We start from the raw sequence: 14975 nt of genomic DNA, 5'->3' as shown, positions 1-14975 counted from the left end.
GACCCGCCCGGCGGGTCCCCTCCGCAACGAGGTGTGCGTTCGACGCCGGTGCCCTATCGATTTCGGTCGAGGGGCTCCTCCGGTGCCCGATCATCACCTTGATCACCTCACCTACGAGGACGCCGACAAGTCGAGATCCGTCCATCCCGGTCCCCCGCGATCGCGTTCTTCACCGAACGTCGCCCCACCTGCCAGTGCGGCGCCAAGGTCACCCTTGGTCAGGAAATCGTCCGGAACGGGGCAAGGACGGCGCGGATCTGGTCACCTGCGCCCCAGTCGTCGTCGAACTGGGCCAGTACGGCGAGGTGTTGCCGCAGCTGGACAATCGGCATGCGAGCCCGCCAGTCGCCGTCGAGGGAGGTCAGGTCGGCATAGACCTCGAACATTCGTCGCGCCTCGGGCGGGGGCGAGGTGGACCACACATGGGCGAGGTCGACCTCGGCCCACATGTACGACACGGCCGGATCGATCAGCGCGGGCTGCCCGTCCGGAGTTGCCAGGATGTTCTGTGCCCACAGGTCGCCGTGCGTCAGGCATGCCGGCTGGTCCGGCAGCAGGTCGGGCAGCCGGTGACACAACCGCTCCAGCGCCGCCCGGTCTCCGGCATCCAGCGCCGCCTCGACGCGAGGCTGCCCGAGCCACCGAAGCAGCCGATGCTCTGCGAAGAATGCGAAGCCGTCGTCATTCCACGTATTGACCTGGCGGCGGCGGCCCAGCCAGTTGTCGTGGTGCCAGCCGAAGCGAGGATGGGTCGTGCTCATGTGCATGCGGGCGAGCACGTGTGCGAACTGCTCCCAGAAGATCTCGCTGTGCGGCCTCGGCCGCAGCACCGACAACACGAGCAGTTCCCGGTCCGCCAGGATCACCTCGGGTGTCGCCACACCGCCGAGCTCCCGTAGGGCGGCCAGCCCTGCGGCCTCCGCGACGAAGACGTCGTCGGCCGGGGCTTCGGCGAAGGCCTTGACGAACACCGACGGTGCGTCCCGGCGGGTGGCGATGCCCGCGAGCGCCGCGACCCCACCCGTCACCGGCTCCACTGTGACGACCTCGCGCATCCCGGCCCGGAGCAGGCACTCCAGCAGGACCGCCGCCGAACGCATCAGGACAGGCTCCTCATCGCGTTCGGGTCTGCCCCGGCACGCAACAGCGCAAGTACGGTCGGAAGATCGTCACGCAGCAGCGCCGCCGTCAGGCGGGCTGTGAGTTTCTTACGCTGTCGGACGTTCACCAGCATCAGATTAGGCGGTCCAGTTCGTCACGAGCATTCCAGCGCACAGCTCTCGGGCAGTCCATGCCGCGACCTACGCGCTACCCACCGTTACGGCGGACGTCGACAAAAGGGCAGGGCGCACATCAGAAACCGCAATCGCGTGACCGCCACCGAGCCGCAGTTCGGAACGCGGACGTACCTGGCATCGCGGCGGCGGGCGGTGAGATCCTGGGCGGCATGACAGACCTCGACGCCAAGGCGAATCTCTATCGGTACCTGCGGGAGGCGCGCGAGGCGCTGCTCGGGAAGCTCGACGGGCTGTCGGAGTACGACGTACGGCGCCCGCTCGTGCCGACCGGGACGAACCTGCTCGGGCTGGTCAAGCACGTGGCCTCGGTGACCGCCGGGTATTTCGGCGAGGTGTTCGACCGTCCCTTTCCCGAGTTCGTCGCGGGCCTGGACGAGGATGCCGAGCCGAACGTGGACATGTGGGCCGCGGCCGACGAGTCCCGCGACGACATCGTCGGCCTGTGGCACCGAGTCTGGGCGCACTCGGACGCGACGATCGAGGCGCTCCCGATCGACGCGCCCGGCTCGGTGCGGTGGTGGGGTCACACGCCGGTGACGCTGCACCTCATCCTCGTGCACGTGCTCGCCGAGCTGAACCGGCACGCCGGGCACGCCGACATCGTGCGCGAACTGGTCGACGGCCAGGTCGGCTGGCGGCGGCCCGGTGACAATGTGGTCGAGGGCGACGAGGCCTGGTGGGCCGCCTACCGCGGGAGGCTGGAATCCACCGCCCGCGAGTTCGCCTGAGGACGGGCGAATCGCTGACAAATGCGGTGGATTGATCCCTGACCGAGTAGGTAGCCTGCTCGACCCCGTCGGACCGGGCAGGCTACCTACCGTGTGAGCTGGGGCGTCGCCGCGACGACTTCGGTGCGTCAGGCCGGGACGGCCGGGCAGCTCGTGCCAGCCGGCGGTGTGGCTCTCTCGATCAGGTACCGCTCGACGTAACTCCGGGTGCACTCCGTCCGTGGGTAGCTGGCGTGGCCCGACCCCTCGTAGGTGAGAAGGTGGCCTTGCCTTCCGAGTTGGCGCACCACCCGCAGCGCCCCGTCGTACGGGGTGGCCGGGTCGTATCGACCGTTGAGCACCAGCAGCGGGACACTCGTCCGTACCTGCAGCCGATGTTGTGGGTTGACCGCCGTCCAGCCCAGGCAGATCGCGGCGAAGCGGACGACCAACGGGGAGGCCCGCAGGTGCGGTGCCGTAGCGCGGGACAGTTGGAGATACCGGTTCCACCCGTCGAACCCGTCGACCGGCAGCGACCAGTCCTGGCAGAACGCCGGCAGCGCGTATTCGGTGAGCTCCTCGTTGCTGTCGACGGACACCATTGGGGACGCGAGGGGCGGATCAGCGGCCTCGCCGCGCTCCAGCGCGAGAAGCATGTTCGCCAAATCGGCCCAGGTCGCGTCGAAGAAGTTGACGAATGTGGCGAACCCGAGCTCGAACCAGGTCAGCGGGGCGCCGGTGGCCGCGTCGACCAGCGTGCCGGCATCGGCGCGGCGCATCAGTCGGTCGAAGAGCGCCGGCACGTCACGTCCGTGCAGTGTGCAGCTAGGGGTCCGCTCGCACCAGGTCACGAACTCGTGGAACAGAGCCTCGTTACTGGCCGCCCCGCTGCGGAAGTACTCCCTGACCCCCTGGCTGTGGTCCATCACGCTGTCCATGGCCAGTGCGCGGACGCGGTCGGGAAACAGTTCGGCGTAGGCCTGCCCGATCAGTGTGCCGTAGGACCACTCGTAGAAGCTGAGCTGCTGCTCACCGAGGGCCGCCCGGATGGCGTCCGTGTCACGCGCGACGCTCACACTGTCGATGTGGTCGAACAGTGGGCCACTGTGAGCGCGGCAGTCGTCGCGCAACTGGCGGTTGTAGGTGCGCAGTCGCTCGTACTCGGCCGCATTGGCGGGTGTTAGGGAGGGGTGCCGGGCCAGCAGCGCCGATGAGCAGCGCACCGGGTTGCTACGGACCGTGCCCCGGGCGTCGAAGCCGATGATGTCGAAGCGGCGCAGCACGTCCGGCCCGAGCTGGCTGTCGGCCGTCAGCGCCACGTCCACGCCGGACAGGCCGGGACCGCCGGGGCTGTAGACCAGGGTGCCAATGCGGGCGGCCGGCTCGGTGGCGGTGCGCCGCGCCAGGGCCAGTTGGAAGGTTGCGCCTTGCGGCCGGGCCCAGTCCACCGGCAGGCGCAGGCTGCCGCACCGCGTTCCCGGATCGTCGGGTCGTTCCGGGCAGGCCTGCCAGTCGATCCGGCCGTTCCACCCGCCGGTGGCGCCGGCGGCGGTCGGGCCGGTGACCGGTCCGGTGCCGTCGGGCGCCGCGAACGCCGGTGGGGCGTTGAGCGACAGGGCGACGAGGACCGCGACGACGGCCGAAAGGCGGCGGAGGAGCGGCGGGCGTCGACGATCAACCCCGCGGGGATGCCAGAAGGTGGCTCTCTTCGTGGTCAGCATTCGCCCAGCCTGCCGACGTCCGATCCACGCCGGATCCATGCCGATCCGGATACGGTCCGCGGAGGGCGTTCAGCGGTACGCGGCCAGCCGCTCGGACAGCTCCACGGCCCACGGATGACCGACCCGGTCGAGGATCGTCAACGCCTGTCGCCACAGGTCGGCCGAGGTGTCGTGGTCGCCCACCGCCTGATGGGCGTCGCCGAGACGGATGAGTGTCTCGGCTTTCCCGCACTGGTCCTCGACGTCGGAATAGAGCGTGAGAGCGCGCCGGTAACAGGCGGCCGCGGTCAGGTGAGCCCCAAGGCGGTGATGGGCGAATCCAAGACTGTCCCAGGTGTGGGCTGCGCCGAGCCGGTCCTCGACCTCCTCATGAAGTGACAGCGCCTGTTCGCAGTAGGCGATCGCGCGTGTGTGCTCGTCCAGCCGGGCGTGGCCCCAGCCCAGCGCGTTGAGCGCCGCGGCTTGGCCGTGCCGGTCGTCGCTGCTGCTGGACAGTGCCAGCGCGTCCCTGGCGTGCGGCAGCGCCCCCCGCGGGTCGCCCTCGATGTCGTACAACCAGGCGAGGTGCAGGTGGGTGCTCGCCTGCCCCGGCCGGTCACCGACCTGGTCGTACCGCGCCATCGCGCGCCCGAGGTGACGGCGGGCGGCATCGTAGCGGCGGAGCTGGATGTGTGCCAGCGCAAGGTCCCGGTGCGCCAGCGCCTCGGCGCGTGGATCGCTGCGGCGTCGCGCGACCGTGACCGCGGTGGCCTGGACCTCGGCCAGGTCGTGCCACTGTGACAGCCGGCTGAGGAGAGGCGTGAGGGTCTGGGCGAGCTGCCCGGCGTGGGCGTCGAAGCCGTGGGCGAACGCTTCGTCGACGGTGGCCAGCAGCACCCGCTGTTCGGTGGTGAACCACGCCAACGCGGGCCGGTGGTCGGTGAACGCCGGGGGTGCCGCGCCGGCGGGCGAGGGCAACGTATCGGCCGGCTGCCAACTGGCGTCGACCAGACTCGCCGCGTTGCGGGCGACACGCAGGTAGTGGTCGAGCATGCGCTCCCGCACGGCTCTGCGGTCGGTTGCAGAGTCGTGTGCGTCCGTCAGCTCCTGCCCGTAGGCGCGGAGCAGATCGTGACAGCGGAAGCGGTTGGGGGACTGCTCAACCAGCAGGTTCGCCCGGGTCAACTCGTCGAGCGCCGGCCGGATCAGGTGTGGCGGCGCCCCGGCGAGGCTGGCCGCCGCCGCCGCGCTGACGTCCGCCGCAGGGTGCAGGCTGATCTGCCGGAACAGGCGGGCCGCGTCCGGGCTGAGCAGACGGTACGACCAGGAGAGCACTGTGCGCAGGTCGGTGGCGGCGTCGTCGGTGGCCAGGGCGGCGAGCCCGCCTCGGCTCGCTGCCAGATCGTCCGCGATGGCCTGGAGCGGGAACGTGGGCCGAGCGGTGGCTCGCGCGGCCACGATGGACAGGGCGAGGGGCAACCGCGCGGTACGGCTGATCAGCTCGTCCACCGCCGCCGGCTGGGCGGTGGTCCGCTGCACACCCAGTCGGCGTACGAGCAGCTGGCGCGCTTCGGTGGTGCTGGGCAGGTCCAGGGCGACGAGTTGGGCGCCTTCGGCGGTGACCAGGCCGGGCAGTGTGTGGCGACTCGTCACGATCACGCCACACCGGGTCGACCCGGGAAGCAGCGGCCGCACCTGTTGGGCGTCGCGCGCGTTGTCGAGCAGCACGAGCAGCCGTCGGTCTGCGGTCAGGCTGCGGTACAGGGCGAATTGGGCTGCCGGTTCGGCGGGTATCTCCAGGGGCTTGACGCCCAGGGCGGGCAGGAGCGAGCGTACGACGACGGCTGAGGGTGACGCCTCCTGTGTCGCGGCGCCGAACCCGCCCAGGTCGACGTGGAGTTGCCCGTCGGGGAAGTGGTGCAGGTTGTCGTGCGCCCAGCGCAACGCCAGCCAGGTCTTCCCGACGCCGCCGGTACCGGTGATGGCGACGGTGCCGGCCGCTGCGGCGTCGCCGAGCAGCAGCGTCGTGAGCCGAGCCAGTTCACGGGTACGGCCGGTGAACAGCGCCGGCGGGGCCGGCAACTGTCGGGGGACCTGCGGCGTGGGTTTCTCCGGCGGCCGCGCCCCGGATGTCAACAGCTCCCGGTCGGCCCGCAGGATGCGGGTGTGCAGGTGTTGGAGATCGGGTCCGGGCTCGACTCCCACCTCGTCGCAGAGTAGTCGGCGTAGCTGCCGGTACGTCGCCAACGCGTCCGCCCGCCGTCCGGCCCGGGCCAGGGCGACCATCAGTTGCCCCCACGGCCGCTCGCGTAGTGGATCCCCGTCGATCTGTGTGCGGAGCGGCTCAATCAGCTCGTTGTGCCGTCCGGCGCGCAGTTGGAGGTCCGCGATCTCCGCCAGCAGACTCGACTGCTGCTCTTGGAGCCGTGTTCGGACGGAGAGCAGCACCCCCCATCCGGGGAGGCCCCCAAACGGCTCCCCACGCCACAGCGCCAGCGCCGCCTCGAACGCCCGCAGTGCATCCGACCAGCGGCCCTGTCGCAACGCGTGATACCCGCGCTGGGTCAGGTCGTCGAAGGCCACGCTGTCCATCGCCTGAGCGTCGAGGACGAGGCGGTAGCCGGTGGCCCCGGCGAGGATGGCGGGGTCGGGGGAGCCCGGGGACCGCAACGCCCGGCGCAACGCCCAGACATAGGTCTTCACGTTGCCGGCCGCCGTCTTCGGCGGGCGTCCCTGCCACAGCTCGTCGACGAGTTGGTCGATAGACCACCCGGTGCCCGGCTGTGACATCAGGATGGCCAGCAGGCGCACCTGCATCGGCGTGCCGAGGGCCAGCCGTTCCCCGGCGAGAGACCACACCTCGACCGGCCCGAGCAGTCGGTACCGCATCGCCGGGGGCCCCACAGCAGGGTCCATCACCGCATCGTATGGGCCTGACCCATGCTGCTTCATCGGCTGGACGGCTGGTGGCCTCCACCAGTTCGGCGTTCGCGGTCAGTCTGCGAACGTCGGTTCGGCGGGCTGAGCTGTGAAGAAGCGGACGATGTCTTCCGCTGCGGTTGGGGACAGCATCATCGCTTGGACTCGTGCGGACATTTCGGCGATCGGGTGAATCCTGGTGAACATCACCTCCTCGTACGCCCGGATTGCCGAGTCCGGGTCGGCGGGGTTGGCGGCGAGTCGGCTGGCGAGTTCGGCGGCGTCGAGCATGGCCTGGTTGGCGCCCTCGCCGACCGGCGGCATGAGGTGCGCGGCGTCGCCGATGAGGGTGATGCTCGGCCGGCTGGCCCAGCGCGTACCGATGGGCATCGTTTCGATCAGGCGCGGCGTCGGCGCGCCGTCGCCGGCCTTGATAAGTGCGGTGAGGCGTGGGTCCCAGCCACCGAACATGCCCAGCAGGGCACGCTTACTACGGTATGTGTCGATGGGGCGATCGTCTGCGCGCAGCGAGATCCCGACACGTAGGCGGCCGTCGCCGAGGCGTTGCGCTGCCAGGATCTGGTTCACGCCGACGCACCACAGGTTCCCGGGGCCGACCAGTTCGGCGAGATCGGGATGGCGCCGGTCGACGTCTTCGATGTCCAGCTCCACGAGGGTGGCCACATAGGACAGTTGGACGTCGGTCAGCAACGACCGGACGATCGAGCGTGCACCGTCCGCGCCGATGAGGATGTCGCAGCCGGTTCGGTGGCCGCCATGGAACGTCAGTTCCCAGCCCCCGTCAGGTCGCGGGGTCGCCGCGACAAGCCGGTGCCGCCAGACAACCGTGTCGCCGGGGAGGGAATCGAGCAGAAGATCACGCAGTGCGCTCCGGTCAATCTCGGGACGTCCGGAGAATGAGCCAGGTTGCGGCTCATGGTGTACCAGGGTCTGTCCGGTCGGGCCGACGATGCGATGTTCCTCGCCCTCGGGCCGCGCCTCCGACCGGAACCGGCCGGCGAGACCCGCCTCGGCCAGGGCCTGTTGCCCGGACTCCGGGTGCAGGTCGAGCGATCCGCCCTGCGGCCGCGCGGATCGGCCTGCCTCGCGCTCGTACACCACCGCATCAATGCCGTGCCGATGCAGGATCCGTGCCAGCGTCAGGCCGCCAAGGCCGCCGCCAGCGATCGCAATTCGCATTCTCACTCCGTTGCCGTACGCTGTCTTTGTGGATACACCGTACGGTAGCGAACCGTTGCCCGTTTGGGAACGGCCCGAACCTCAGCCGCGGGCGGCGCCGGTGCCGTTGAGCCGCGAGAAGATCGTCGCTACGGCGATCCAGCTTGCCGACGCGCACGGCCTCGACGGGCTGTCGTTGCGCAAGATCGCAAAAGAACTCGGTGTCGGTCCGATGCGGCTCTACGACTATGTGATCAACAGATCCGAACTGCTCGATCTGATGGTCGACGTCGTCTATGCCCGGATCGCCGAGGTCGGCCAGCGCTCCGCGTGGCGCGCCACGGTGCTGGCCATCGCCCGCGTGACTCGCGATGCCGCCCTTGATCATGAGTGGTTTTCCGACCTGCTCGGCGGAAGGCCACACTTGGGACCGCACGCGCTTGCCGTGGGCGAAGCGACCGCGGCGGCGCTGAGCCAGGCCCCCGGCGTGCGCGGCATCGACGATCTCCAGCGGGCTTTGGGCGCCCTCAACGCCTTCATCATCGGAGCGGTCCGCAGTGAGGTCACCGAGCGGCGGACCGCCCGTGCCACCGGCACCGATGAAGCCGCCTTTCAGGCCAGCCTCGGCCCCTACCTCACACGCATGTTGAAAACCGGCAGGTATCCCACCGTCTCCCGGCTCGTCATCGACGGCGCCCACCTCAATGCCGAGGAGAGCTTCAACCACAACCTGACCACCGTCTTGGACGGCATCACCAGCCGACCCCGCACCGTGACCGACTGCTCTGCGGTCGGCGGCCGGCTGGACGCCGATGCACCTTGATCAGACATCCGGATCGGCCGCGAGCGGTGCGCGCGGGATGAGAAGCTTCATCACTGCGTGTAGGGGTTCGGTCGCTCAGCGGCATCTCGGACGGGCTGCCGCGAAGAAGCTTCGGACGCCTGGCAGATAGTGGGCCACCCACGCAAGTTCGCCGGGTCCTTCCCAGGGTCCGGGGCAAATGTCGGCCCGTTTTAACTCCTGCGGGTCGACGCCCCGGATGAGGCCGTCTTCGGTGAGCGCGGCCAGCCGCGAGGCCGCCGTCGCTACTTGGACCGGTGTCAGATAAGAGGGCGGCCCGTAGCCCCAGTCGTCTTCGAGTTCTCCAGGAATAGGAAATCAAGCCCGTTCCATGCTTTGTCGGTGGCAGCCCAGCGTTCGGAGTTGTCGTCCTGTTCCGTCGTGGCGAGTTCGTAGGCCCAGTCGAGGTCAGCCCTCGCCTGCTCCAGTTCGTCTGGCGAAACGCGCAGTCAGTTGCCGATCATGCTCACCGCGCGAGGCTAAGTGCTGGTTACGACAGTTCCCTCGACAGTGGGCGAAGGTCTCCGGCAACCCTTGGCGGCGCACTGTTCTGCCGCCGAGCGGGCGCCGTAGGCAGGGGCTCTCGTCACCCCGGATCCTCATCGCCGAAAAGGTGGGCGGTGTCGTTCGTGGATCCGATTGCCCATGGCTGGCTGTCGGACCCCGCTGCCTTGAACTCCGTCCAACGACAGCCTGTTCCTCTGCGAGGAGGTGGTACCTCCGCGTCCGTGGTCCGGCGTAAGCGGACCGGGCAAGGCGGAACCCGGAACCCGGCGAACGCCGGCTTTGGTGGCAACCACGAGTACGGTTTCGGTGCTCGACAAGCACGGGTATCGGCGGCACGTCGCCGGGGCGGGAGCGGCCAGCCCGGTGGCGACGGACCGTGGGAGGGAGCGAGGGTGGCGCAGCAGAGAGCATTGGTGGTTCGGGGCGGGTGGGAGGGGCACCAGCCGGTCAAGGCGACGGAGTTGTTCATCCCCTTTCTCGAACGTAGCGGCTATGCCGTACGGACCGAGGAGTCGACGGAGATCTACGCCGATGCCGCCGAGATGGCCGACACGGACCTCGTCGTGCAGTGCGTGACGATGTCGCACATCACCTCGGACCAGTCGGCGGGCCTCAGCGCGGCGGTCATCGCCGGTACGGGCTTCACCGGCTGGCACGGCGGTATCGTGGACTCGTTCCGCGCGTCATCCGAGTACCTGCATCTGGTGGGCGGCCAGTTCGCGACCCATCCGGGTCAGGAGCCGTGCGAGCGTCGCGGTGGTGCGGAGGACAACTTTCTGCCGCACACGGTGCGCATCACCGACCTCGGCCGGGAGCATCCGATCACTGCGGGAATCGAGGACTTCGACCTAGTGACCGAGCAGTATTGGGTGCTGCACGACGACCTGATCAACGTACTGGCCGTCACAACCCACCCAACGCAGGCGTGGCATCCATGGCACCGGCCGGTCACCTCGCCGGCGATCTGGACCCGACTCTGGGGTGCCGGGCGCATTGTCGTGACGACCCCGGGACACAGCCTTGACGTGCTGGAGCACGCAGGCGTCCGTACCGTCATCGAGAGGGGGATGGTGTGGGCGACCCGCACCGCGTCGGCGTCGTAGGTCTCGGGGTCATCTCCCGCGCGTACCTGAACACACTCGCCAACCACCCTGGGGTGAGCATCGCCGCACTGGCCGACCTCGACGCCGCCCGGTCGGCTGCGGTCGCAGCCATGATTCCCGGCGCCGAGGCGTTGAGCGTCGAGCGCCTGCTCGCCCGCCCAGACGTGCAGACGGTGCTCAACCTCACGATCCCTGCGGCGCACGCCGATATCTCGCTCGGCGCGATCGACGCGGGCAAGAACGTATATGTCGAGAAGCCGCTCGCCGTGACGTTCCCGGACGGCCACTCGATCATTAAACGGGCCGCATCGGCTGGCGTCCGCGTTGGGTGCGCGCCGGACACCGTCCTGGGTACGGGTACGCAGACGGCGCGGGCGGCGATCGACGGCGGGCTCATCGGACGCCCGTTGTCCGCGTCGGCCGTCATGGTCACGCCAGGGCACGAGCGCTGGCACCCCAACCCCGACTTCTACTACGCCCCGGGCGGCGGCCCGTTGCTGGACATGGGGCCGTACTACATCTCGGCGCTCATCCACCTGCTCGGGCCGGTTCGCGCGGTGGGCGGAGCCGTCAGCCGCCTGCGCGCCGAGCGCGTCATCGGCTCGGGCCCGCGCATCGGCCAGCGGATTCCGGCGGAGGTGGACACCCACGTGACCGGCGTGCTCGAGCACGCCAACGGTGCTCTCTCCACCATCACAACGAGCTTCGACGGCGTCGCGACGACGGCCGCACCGATCGAGGTACACGGGGAGACCGGCACGCTCGCCGTACCCGATCCGAACGACTTCGACGGTGAGGTCCGCCTCTTCGCGCTCGGCGGCACCGAATGGCGCGTTCTCGAACCGCGGGCCGGTTACGCCGAGGGTTCCCGAGGCATCGGTCTGATCGACCTTGTCAGGGCCGACGGTCAGCGCCCGCCGCGCGCTGGCGGCGACTTCGCGCTGCACGTACTCGAAACGATGACCACCCTGCTCCAGTCGGCAGCCGAAGGCCAGCGGATCGAGCTGACGACGGTGGTGGAGCGGCCCGCACCAGTTCCGCTCATTCCGGTCGAGGACTGGAAGGCGTACGACGTATACGGACACTGAACGGGGGTCGGGTGGCGGTCGGCGCTGGCCCGGCGGCGCGGCCCCGTCGCGCGTCTAAGGCGAGCAGCGTGAGGGCGGTCAGCGCAGGCGTACCCGGTGGTGTTTCCGCTGCTCGCGACGTCTCCGCGGGACCGGGCCCTGTTTCGCGCGGGAAATCTCGTGGCGATAGCGCGCGGGTGTCGGCCCTGGTGGGCCGGCGAGAGGAACTGGCGAATCTCGTCTCGATGTGGGCGGAAGAAACGCGATCACGATGCACGTCGTCGCATGTGCCCACGTCTTGGCGTGCGTGAGCCTTGCCATCGATAGGAGCAGGCTGGCCACGGCCAGGCTGGTGACAACCGTGGTCAGCTGGTCAACCACGTCGAGGCCGAGGTCCGCGAGACCATTCCCGTTGGCTGCCTCCCCTGGAGTCACGTAGTCGGCCACGTCCACAGAGGTGCGGTTGTAGACGGCCGTTGCGCCGGTTGGCGCCAGGCCGAGTACCACGACGCCGACCGCGACCGTCGGTGCCAGCACGGTCCACCGCGATACCACCCGCACGGCAAGCCCCTGCCAGCCACGGGCGTTTCTGAATTCGACGGACCTTACCCAAACCCGACCGGTTGTGAGGGCAGGTCAATCCCATGAGTCGGCAGTAGCGCCGATAGGGGCCGGCGAGGATTCTGCCGGTGCTGTGTAACGACTACCCCCGTGCCTTCTCCCCGGTTAACCTCTTCGGCGGGCCCGAAGTCGTCAGCAGAGATTTGCTCCCGCTCCAGAGGTGGGCCGACGTCCGCACATGCCGAGAACAGTGCAGCCCCTCTGCCTGCTGAACTACTCATCGCTGCACGCCCGACACCACGCCGACTCACGGCCCATCGAACTCGTCGAAGTTGAAGTCGGGGTCTCTGAAATCTCCCGGATCCCCAGAATCGGAGAATCCTCCGAAATCGCGGAACTCGCTGAGGACCAGGTCGGCCATCTGGTACGCGCACAACGAGAACGTCAGGAAGATCAGGCCGAACACCAGTGTGATGATCAGCCTCGTGTTGCCCTTGCGCACCGGTGCCGCCTCGGTGGGCTTCTGCGGGTCGTAGAGCACGTCGATCTCGGTGCCCACCAAGTGGGACCGGAACCCGCCCAGATCAGCGAGCACCGTCGTCACCTCCTGACCCGAGCTCGCCTGGAACGTGACCACGGGCCGGAACGCCGTTCTCCCGTCGGACCACGACTCCAACTGGTTGTCTACGACCTGCGCGGTCGCTCGCTGGCCCGAGGCGGCGAGCGCGCGCAGCTTGCTCCACCGTCGCGCCGCCGCGAAGATCAGCCCAGCTCCGACCAGGGCGGGAACGCCCACGACGAAGGCCGTGACGTACGGCAACCAGGCCAGGTTCTCGATCATGGCGAGACTGTAGTGGACCCTGACAAGGAGTCAGCTCATCCGGCAGGTTGACGAACCACTCCGGTCGTACCCTGCTCTCAGACGGGGCCGACCCGGAATGCAGGTCAGCGTCATCGCCAGCACGCGGACAGCGCTAATGGCAACCTCCCTGGCGGCTACCAAAGTCTGCTCGGCTGACCAGCGGCCCGGTCCGCGCCGCTACACGGCAGCCGCGGCGACGGCCATTGATGATTCATTCGCAGGCGAACGACCTCAAGATCAGGTACACGCATCTGCCGCTGACAAGGCGCGGTGACCGTGAGCGCTCCAGCAGCACAGGCCATCCGCCGCCAGCACGCGGCTACTCACGGGCGGCCACTCGGTGCTGCCGAGGGCTCACCCCGCGGCGGCGTTTGAAGGCGGTGCTCAGGGCGAAGGGGCTGCCGTAGCCGACCTGGCGGGCGACCGCACTGACGGTGGCGTCCCGCTCGCGGAGCAGATCGGCGGCGAGGGCCAGCCGCCACTCGGTGAGGTACGACATGGGCGGTTCGCCGACCAGCGCGGTGAACCGGCGGGCCAGCGCGGCCCGGGAGACCCCGGTCTGGGCAGCCAGTGACGCCACGGTCCAGGGCTCGGCGGGGTTGTTGTGGAGTATCTGCAGGGCCCGGCCGACCACGGGGTCGCTGTGTGCCTTGTACCAGGCAGGGGCCTTGGCCCCGGGGTGGGCGAACCATTCGCGCAGCGTGGCGATCAGCAGAAGGTCGAGTAGGCGGTCGAGCACGGCTTCCTGGCCGGGGTCGTCCCGCACGATCTCGGTGGCCAGCAGCGGAACCAGCGGGGAGTCCCAGGACTCGCGCGGGACGACCACCAGCGGCGGCAGCGCGCCCAGCAGCCGTTGACCAACCGCGCCCCGCATCGTGTACGTGCCGGTGAGCAGGATCGTCGGACCGTCCAGCCCATTGCCCCAGGTCCGTACGCCCAGCTTGGTCATCTCGAACAGTTCCTGCCCGTCCGGCGTGGTGCAGCGCTGGCCCGCATGGATGATCACCTGCGGTGCCGTGGCCGGGTCGTCGGCGACGATGTACGGGCCGGTGCCCCGGATGATCGCTACATCCCCGAGGCCGAGCCGCACGCCCCCGCCCTCATCGGGGACGATCCAGGCGTCGCCCCGGACGATGGCCACCAGGGTGAGCGGCGCCTCGTCCTTGATGGCTATCGACCAGGGCGGCGTCAGGATCGAGCGGAGTAGGAACGCGCCCTGCGCCCGGGGTCCGTCGAGCAGACCGGAGACAGCATCCACGTAGACGATTGAACATGAAGGCGCGCGTCTTGGCTATGTGCAGTCTCACCGGTCCGCTCTTGAATGGTTCCTATGACGAACGAGCAAGAGCGGAAGACGATCCTGGTCCTGGGGGGCACGGGCAAGACCGGCCGTCGCGTTGTAGAGCGGCTGCGGGGCAGGGGAGTGCCGGTCCGGGTCGGTTCCCGGTCCGCCGGGCAGCCCTTCGACTGGACGGACCGGACGACCTGGGCGCCGGTGCTCCGGGATGTCGGCGCCGTGTACGTGTCCTTCTACCCGGACCTCGCGGTGCCGGGCGCTCCCGAGACCATCGGCGCGTTCGCCGATCTCGCGGTGGCCTCCGGAGTCGACCGGCTGGTGCTGCTGTCCGGCCGAGGTGAGGAGGAGGCCCAGGCCGCCGAGAAGCTGATCCAGTCCTCCGGGGTCGAGTGGACGATCCTGCGGTCGAGTTGGTTCAGCCAGAACTTCAGCGAGGACTACCTGCGGGAGCCGGTGTTGGGCGGCGAAGTGGTTCTCCCGGTCGGGACCGTGCCCGAGCCGTTCGTGGACGCCGACGACATCGCCGAGGTGGCCGTGGCGGCGCTGACCGAGGGCGGACATGCGGGGCAGCTTCACGAGTTGACCGGGCCGCGGCTGCTGACCTTCGCCGACGCGGTCGGCGAGATCGCCCGGGCGGCGGGCCGGCGCATCGACTTCGTTTCGGTCTCCGTCGAGGAGTACACGGGGGCGTTGGCCGTCGAGGGTGTGCCGGTGGAGGTCGTCGAGTTGCTGACGTACCTGTTCACGAGCGTGCTGGACGGCCGTAACGCCCAGGTAGCCGATGGGGTGCAGCGTGCCCTGGGTCGTCCGCCGCGGGACTTCGCCGACTTCGCCAAGGACGCCGCGGCCACGGGTGTCTGGGACAGGGCATAGGAGGCGGAGGTTCGTTGATCGCCGTCGCGGTCATGCCGAGGGATGACCGCTCGCGAAGACT

The 14975-nt window shown here is 69.4% G+C and carries 12 protein-coding genes and 1 pseudogene; 5 read left to right on the top strand and 8 right to left on the bottom strand.

The window, feature by feature from the left end:
* Positions 1-218 precede the first annotated feature (218 nt).
* On the bottom strand, positions 219-1100 hold the full coding sequence (locus tag OG811_RS30155; RefSeq protein WP_406070586.1) for a fructosamine kinase family protein: 882 nt from the start codon (positions 1098-1100) through the stop codon (positions 219-221).
* Between the two features lie 347 nt (positions 1101-1447).
* On the opposite strand from OG811_RS30155, the gene OG811_RS30150 reads away from it, so the two are divergent.
* A complete protein-coding gene (locus tag OG811_RS30150; RefSeq protein WP_406070585.1) occupies positions 1448-2026 on the top strand; it encodes a DinB family protein in 579 nt (192 codons plus the stop codon).
* Positions 2027-2154: 128 nt separating this feature from the next.
* Here the strand turns inward: OG811_RS30150 and OG811_RS30145 are convergent, their stop codons facing one another.
* The 3 genes from OG811_RS30145 to OG811_RS30135 all read right to left on the bottom strand — a co-directional run bounded on the left by OG811_RS30145 (position 2155) and on the right by OG811_RS30135 (position 7824).
* Positions 2155-3726: an alpha/beta hydrolase gene (locus OG811_RS30145; protein WP_406070583.1), complete on the bottom strand. Its 1572-nt coding sequence runs from the start codon at positions 3724-3726 to the stop codon at positions 2155-2157.
* A gap of 69 nt (positions 3727-3795) precedes the next feature.
* Entirely contained in the window at positions 3796-6621 is a 2826-nt protein-coding gene (locus tag OG811_RS30140; protein WP_406070581.1) for a BTAD domain-containing putative transcriptional regulator, read from the bottom strand.
* Between the two features lie 78 nt (positions 6622-6699).
* The gene (locus OG811_RS30135; protein WP_406070580.1) at positions 6700-7824 is read right to left on the bottom strand and encodes an FAD-dependent oxidoreductase; all 1125 of its coding nucleotides are present in this window, start codon (positions 7822-7824) and stop codon (positions 6700-6702) included.
* 28 nt (positions 7825-7852) lie between these two features.
* Between OG811_RS30135 and OG811_RS30130 the strand changes: the two genes are divergently transcribed.
* Positions 7853-8626 carry a TetR/AcrR family transcriptional regulator gene (locus tag OG811_RS30130; RefSeq protein WP_406070579.1) on the top strand — a complete coding sequence of 258 codons (774 nt, stop codon included), beginning with the start codon at positions 7853-7855 and terminating at the stop codon, positions 8624-8626.
* Positions 8627-8701: 75 nt separating this feature from the next.
* Here OG811_RS30130 and OG811_RS30125 read toward each other — a convergent pair.
* Positions 8702-9093 (bottom strand): annotated as a pseudogene (locus tag OG811_RS30125) (DUF1877 family protein).
* A 450-nt stretch (positions 9094-9543) separates the two neighbouring features.
* Between OG811_RS30125 and OG811_RS30120 the strand changes: the two are divergent.
* Both OG811_RS30120 and OG811_RS30115 read left to right on the top strand, forming a co-directional pair.
* Positions 9544-10254: a ThuA domain-containing protein gene (locus OG811_RS30120; RefSeq protein ID WP_406070577.1), complete on the top strand. Its 711-nt coding sequence runs from the start codon at positions 9544-9546 to the stop codon at positions 10252-10254.
* Positions 10224-11342, top strand: coding sequence for a Gfo/Idh/MocA family protein (locus OG811_RS30115; RefSeq protein WP_406070576.1), 1119 nt, complete (start codon positions 10224-10226; stop codon positions 11340-11342). The genes OG811_RS30120 and OG811_RS30115 overlap by 31 nt, the downstream gene beginning before the upstream one ends.
* Before the next feature lie 78 nt (positions 11343-11420).
* Here the strand turns inward: OG811_RS30115 and OG811_RS30110 are convergent, their stop codons facing one another.
* From OG811_RS30110 to OG811_RS30100, 3 genes are all read right to left on the bottom strand, one after another.
* The gene (locus OG811_RS30110) at positions 11421-11858 is read right to left on the bottom strand and encodes a hypothetical protein (protein WP_406070574.1); all 438 of its coding nucleotides are present in this window, start codon (positions 11856-11858) and stop codon (positions 11421-11423) included.
* 331 nt (positions 11859-12189) lie between these two features.
* Positions 12190-12723: a DUF3592 domain-containing protein gene (locus OG811_RS30105; RefSeq protein WP_405425881.1), complete on the bottom strand. Its 534-nt coding sequence runs from the start codon at positions 12721-12723 to the stop codon at positions 12190-12192.
* Between the two features lie 340 nt (positions 12724-13063).
* On the bottom strand, positions 13064-14002 hold the full coding sequence (locus OG811_RS30100; RefSeq protein WP_406070573.1) for an AraC family transcriptional regulator: 939 nt from the start codon (positions 14000-14002) through the stop codon (positions 13064-13066).
* 72 nt (positions 14003-14074) lie between these two features.
* On the opposite strand from OG811_RS30100, the gene OG811_RS30095 reads away from it, so the two are divergent.
* Positions 14075-14914, top strand: coding sequence for an NAD(P)H-binding protein (locus OG811_RS30095; protein WP_406070571.1), 840 nt, complete (start codon positions 14075-14077; stop codon positions 14912-14914).
* Positions 14915-14975 lie beyond the last annotated feature (61 nt).

Source organism: Micromonospora sp. NBC_01638 (assembly GCF_045209745.1).
In the GTDB taxonomy this organism is placed as follows: Bacteria; Actinomycetota; Actinomycetes; order Mycobacteriales; family Micromonosporaceae; genus Micromonospora.
This window is presented reverse-complemented; position numbering and strand designations above follow the sequence as displayed.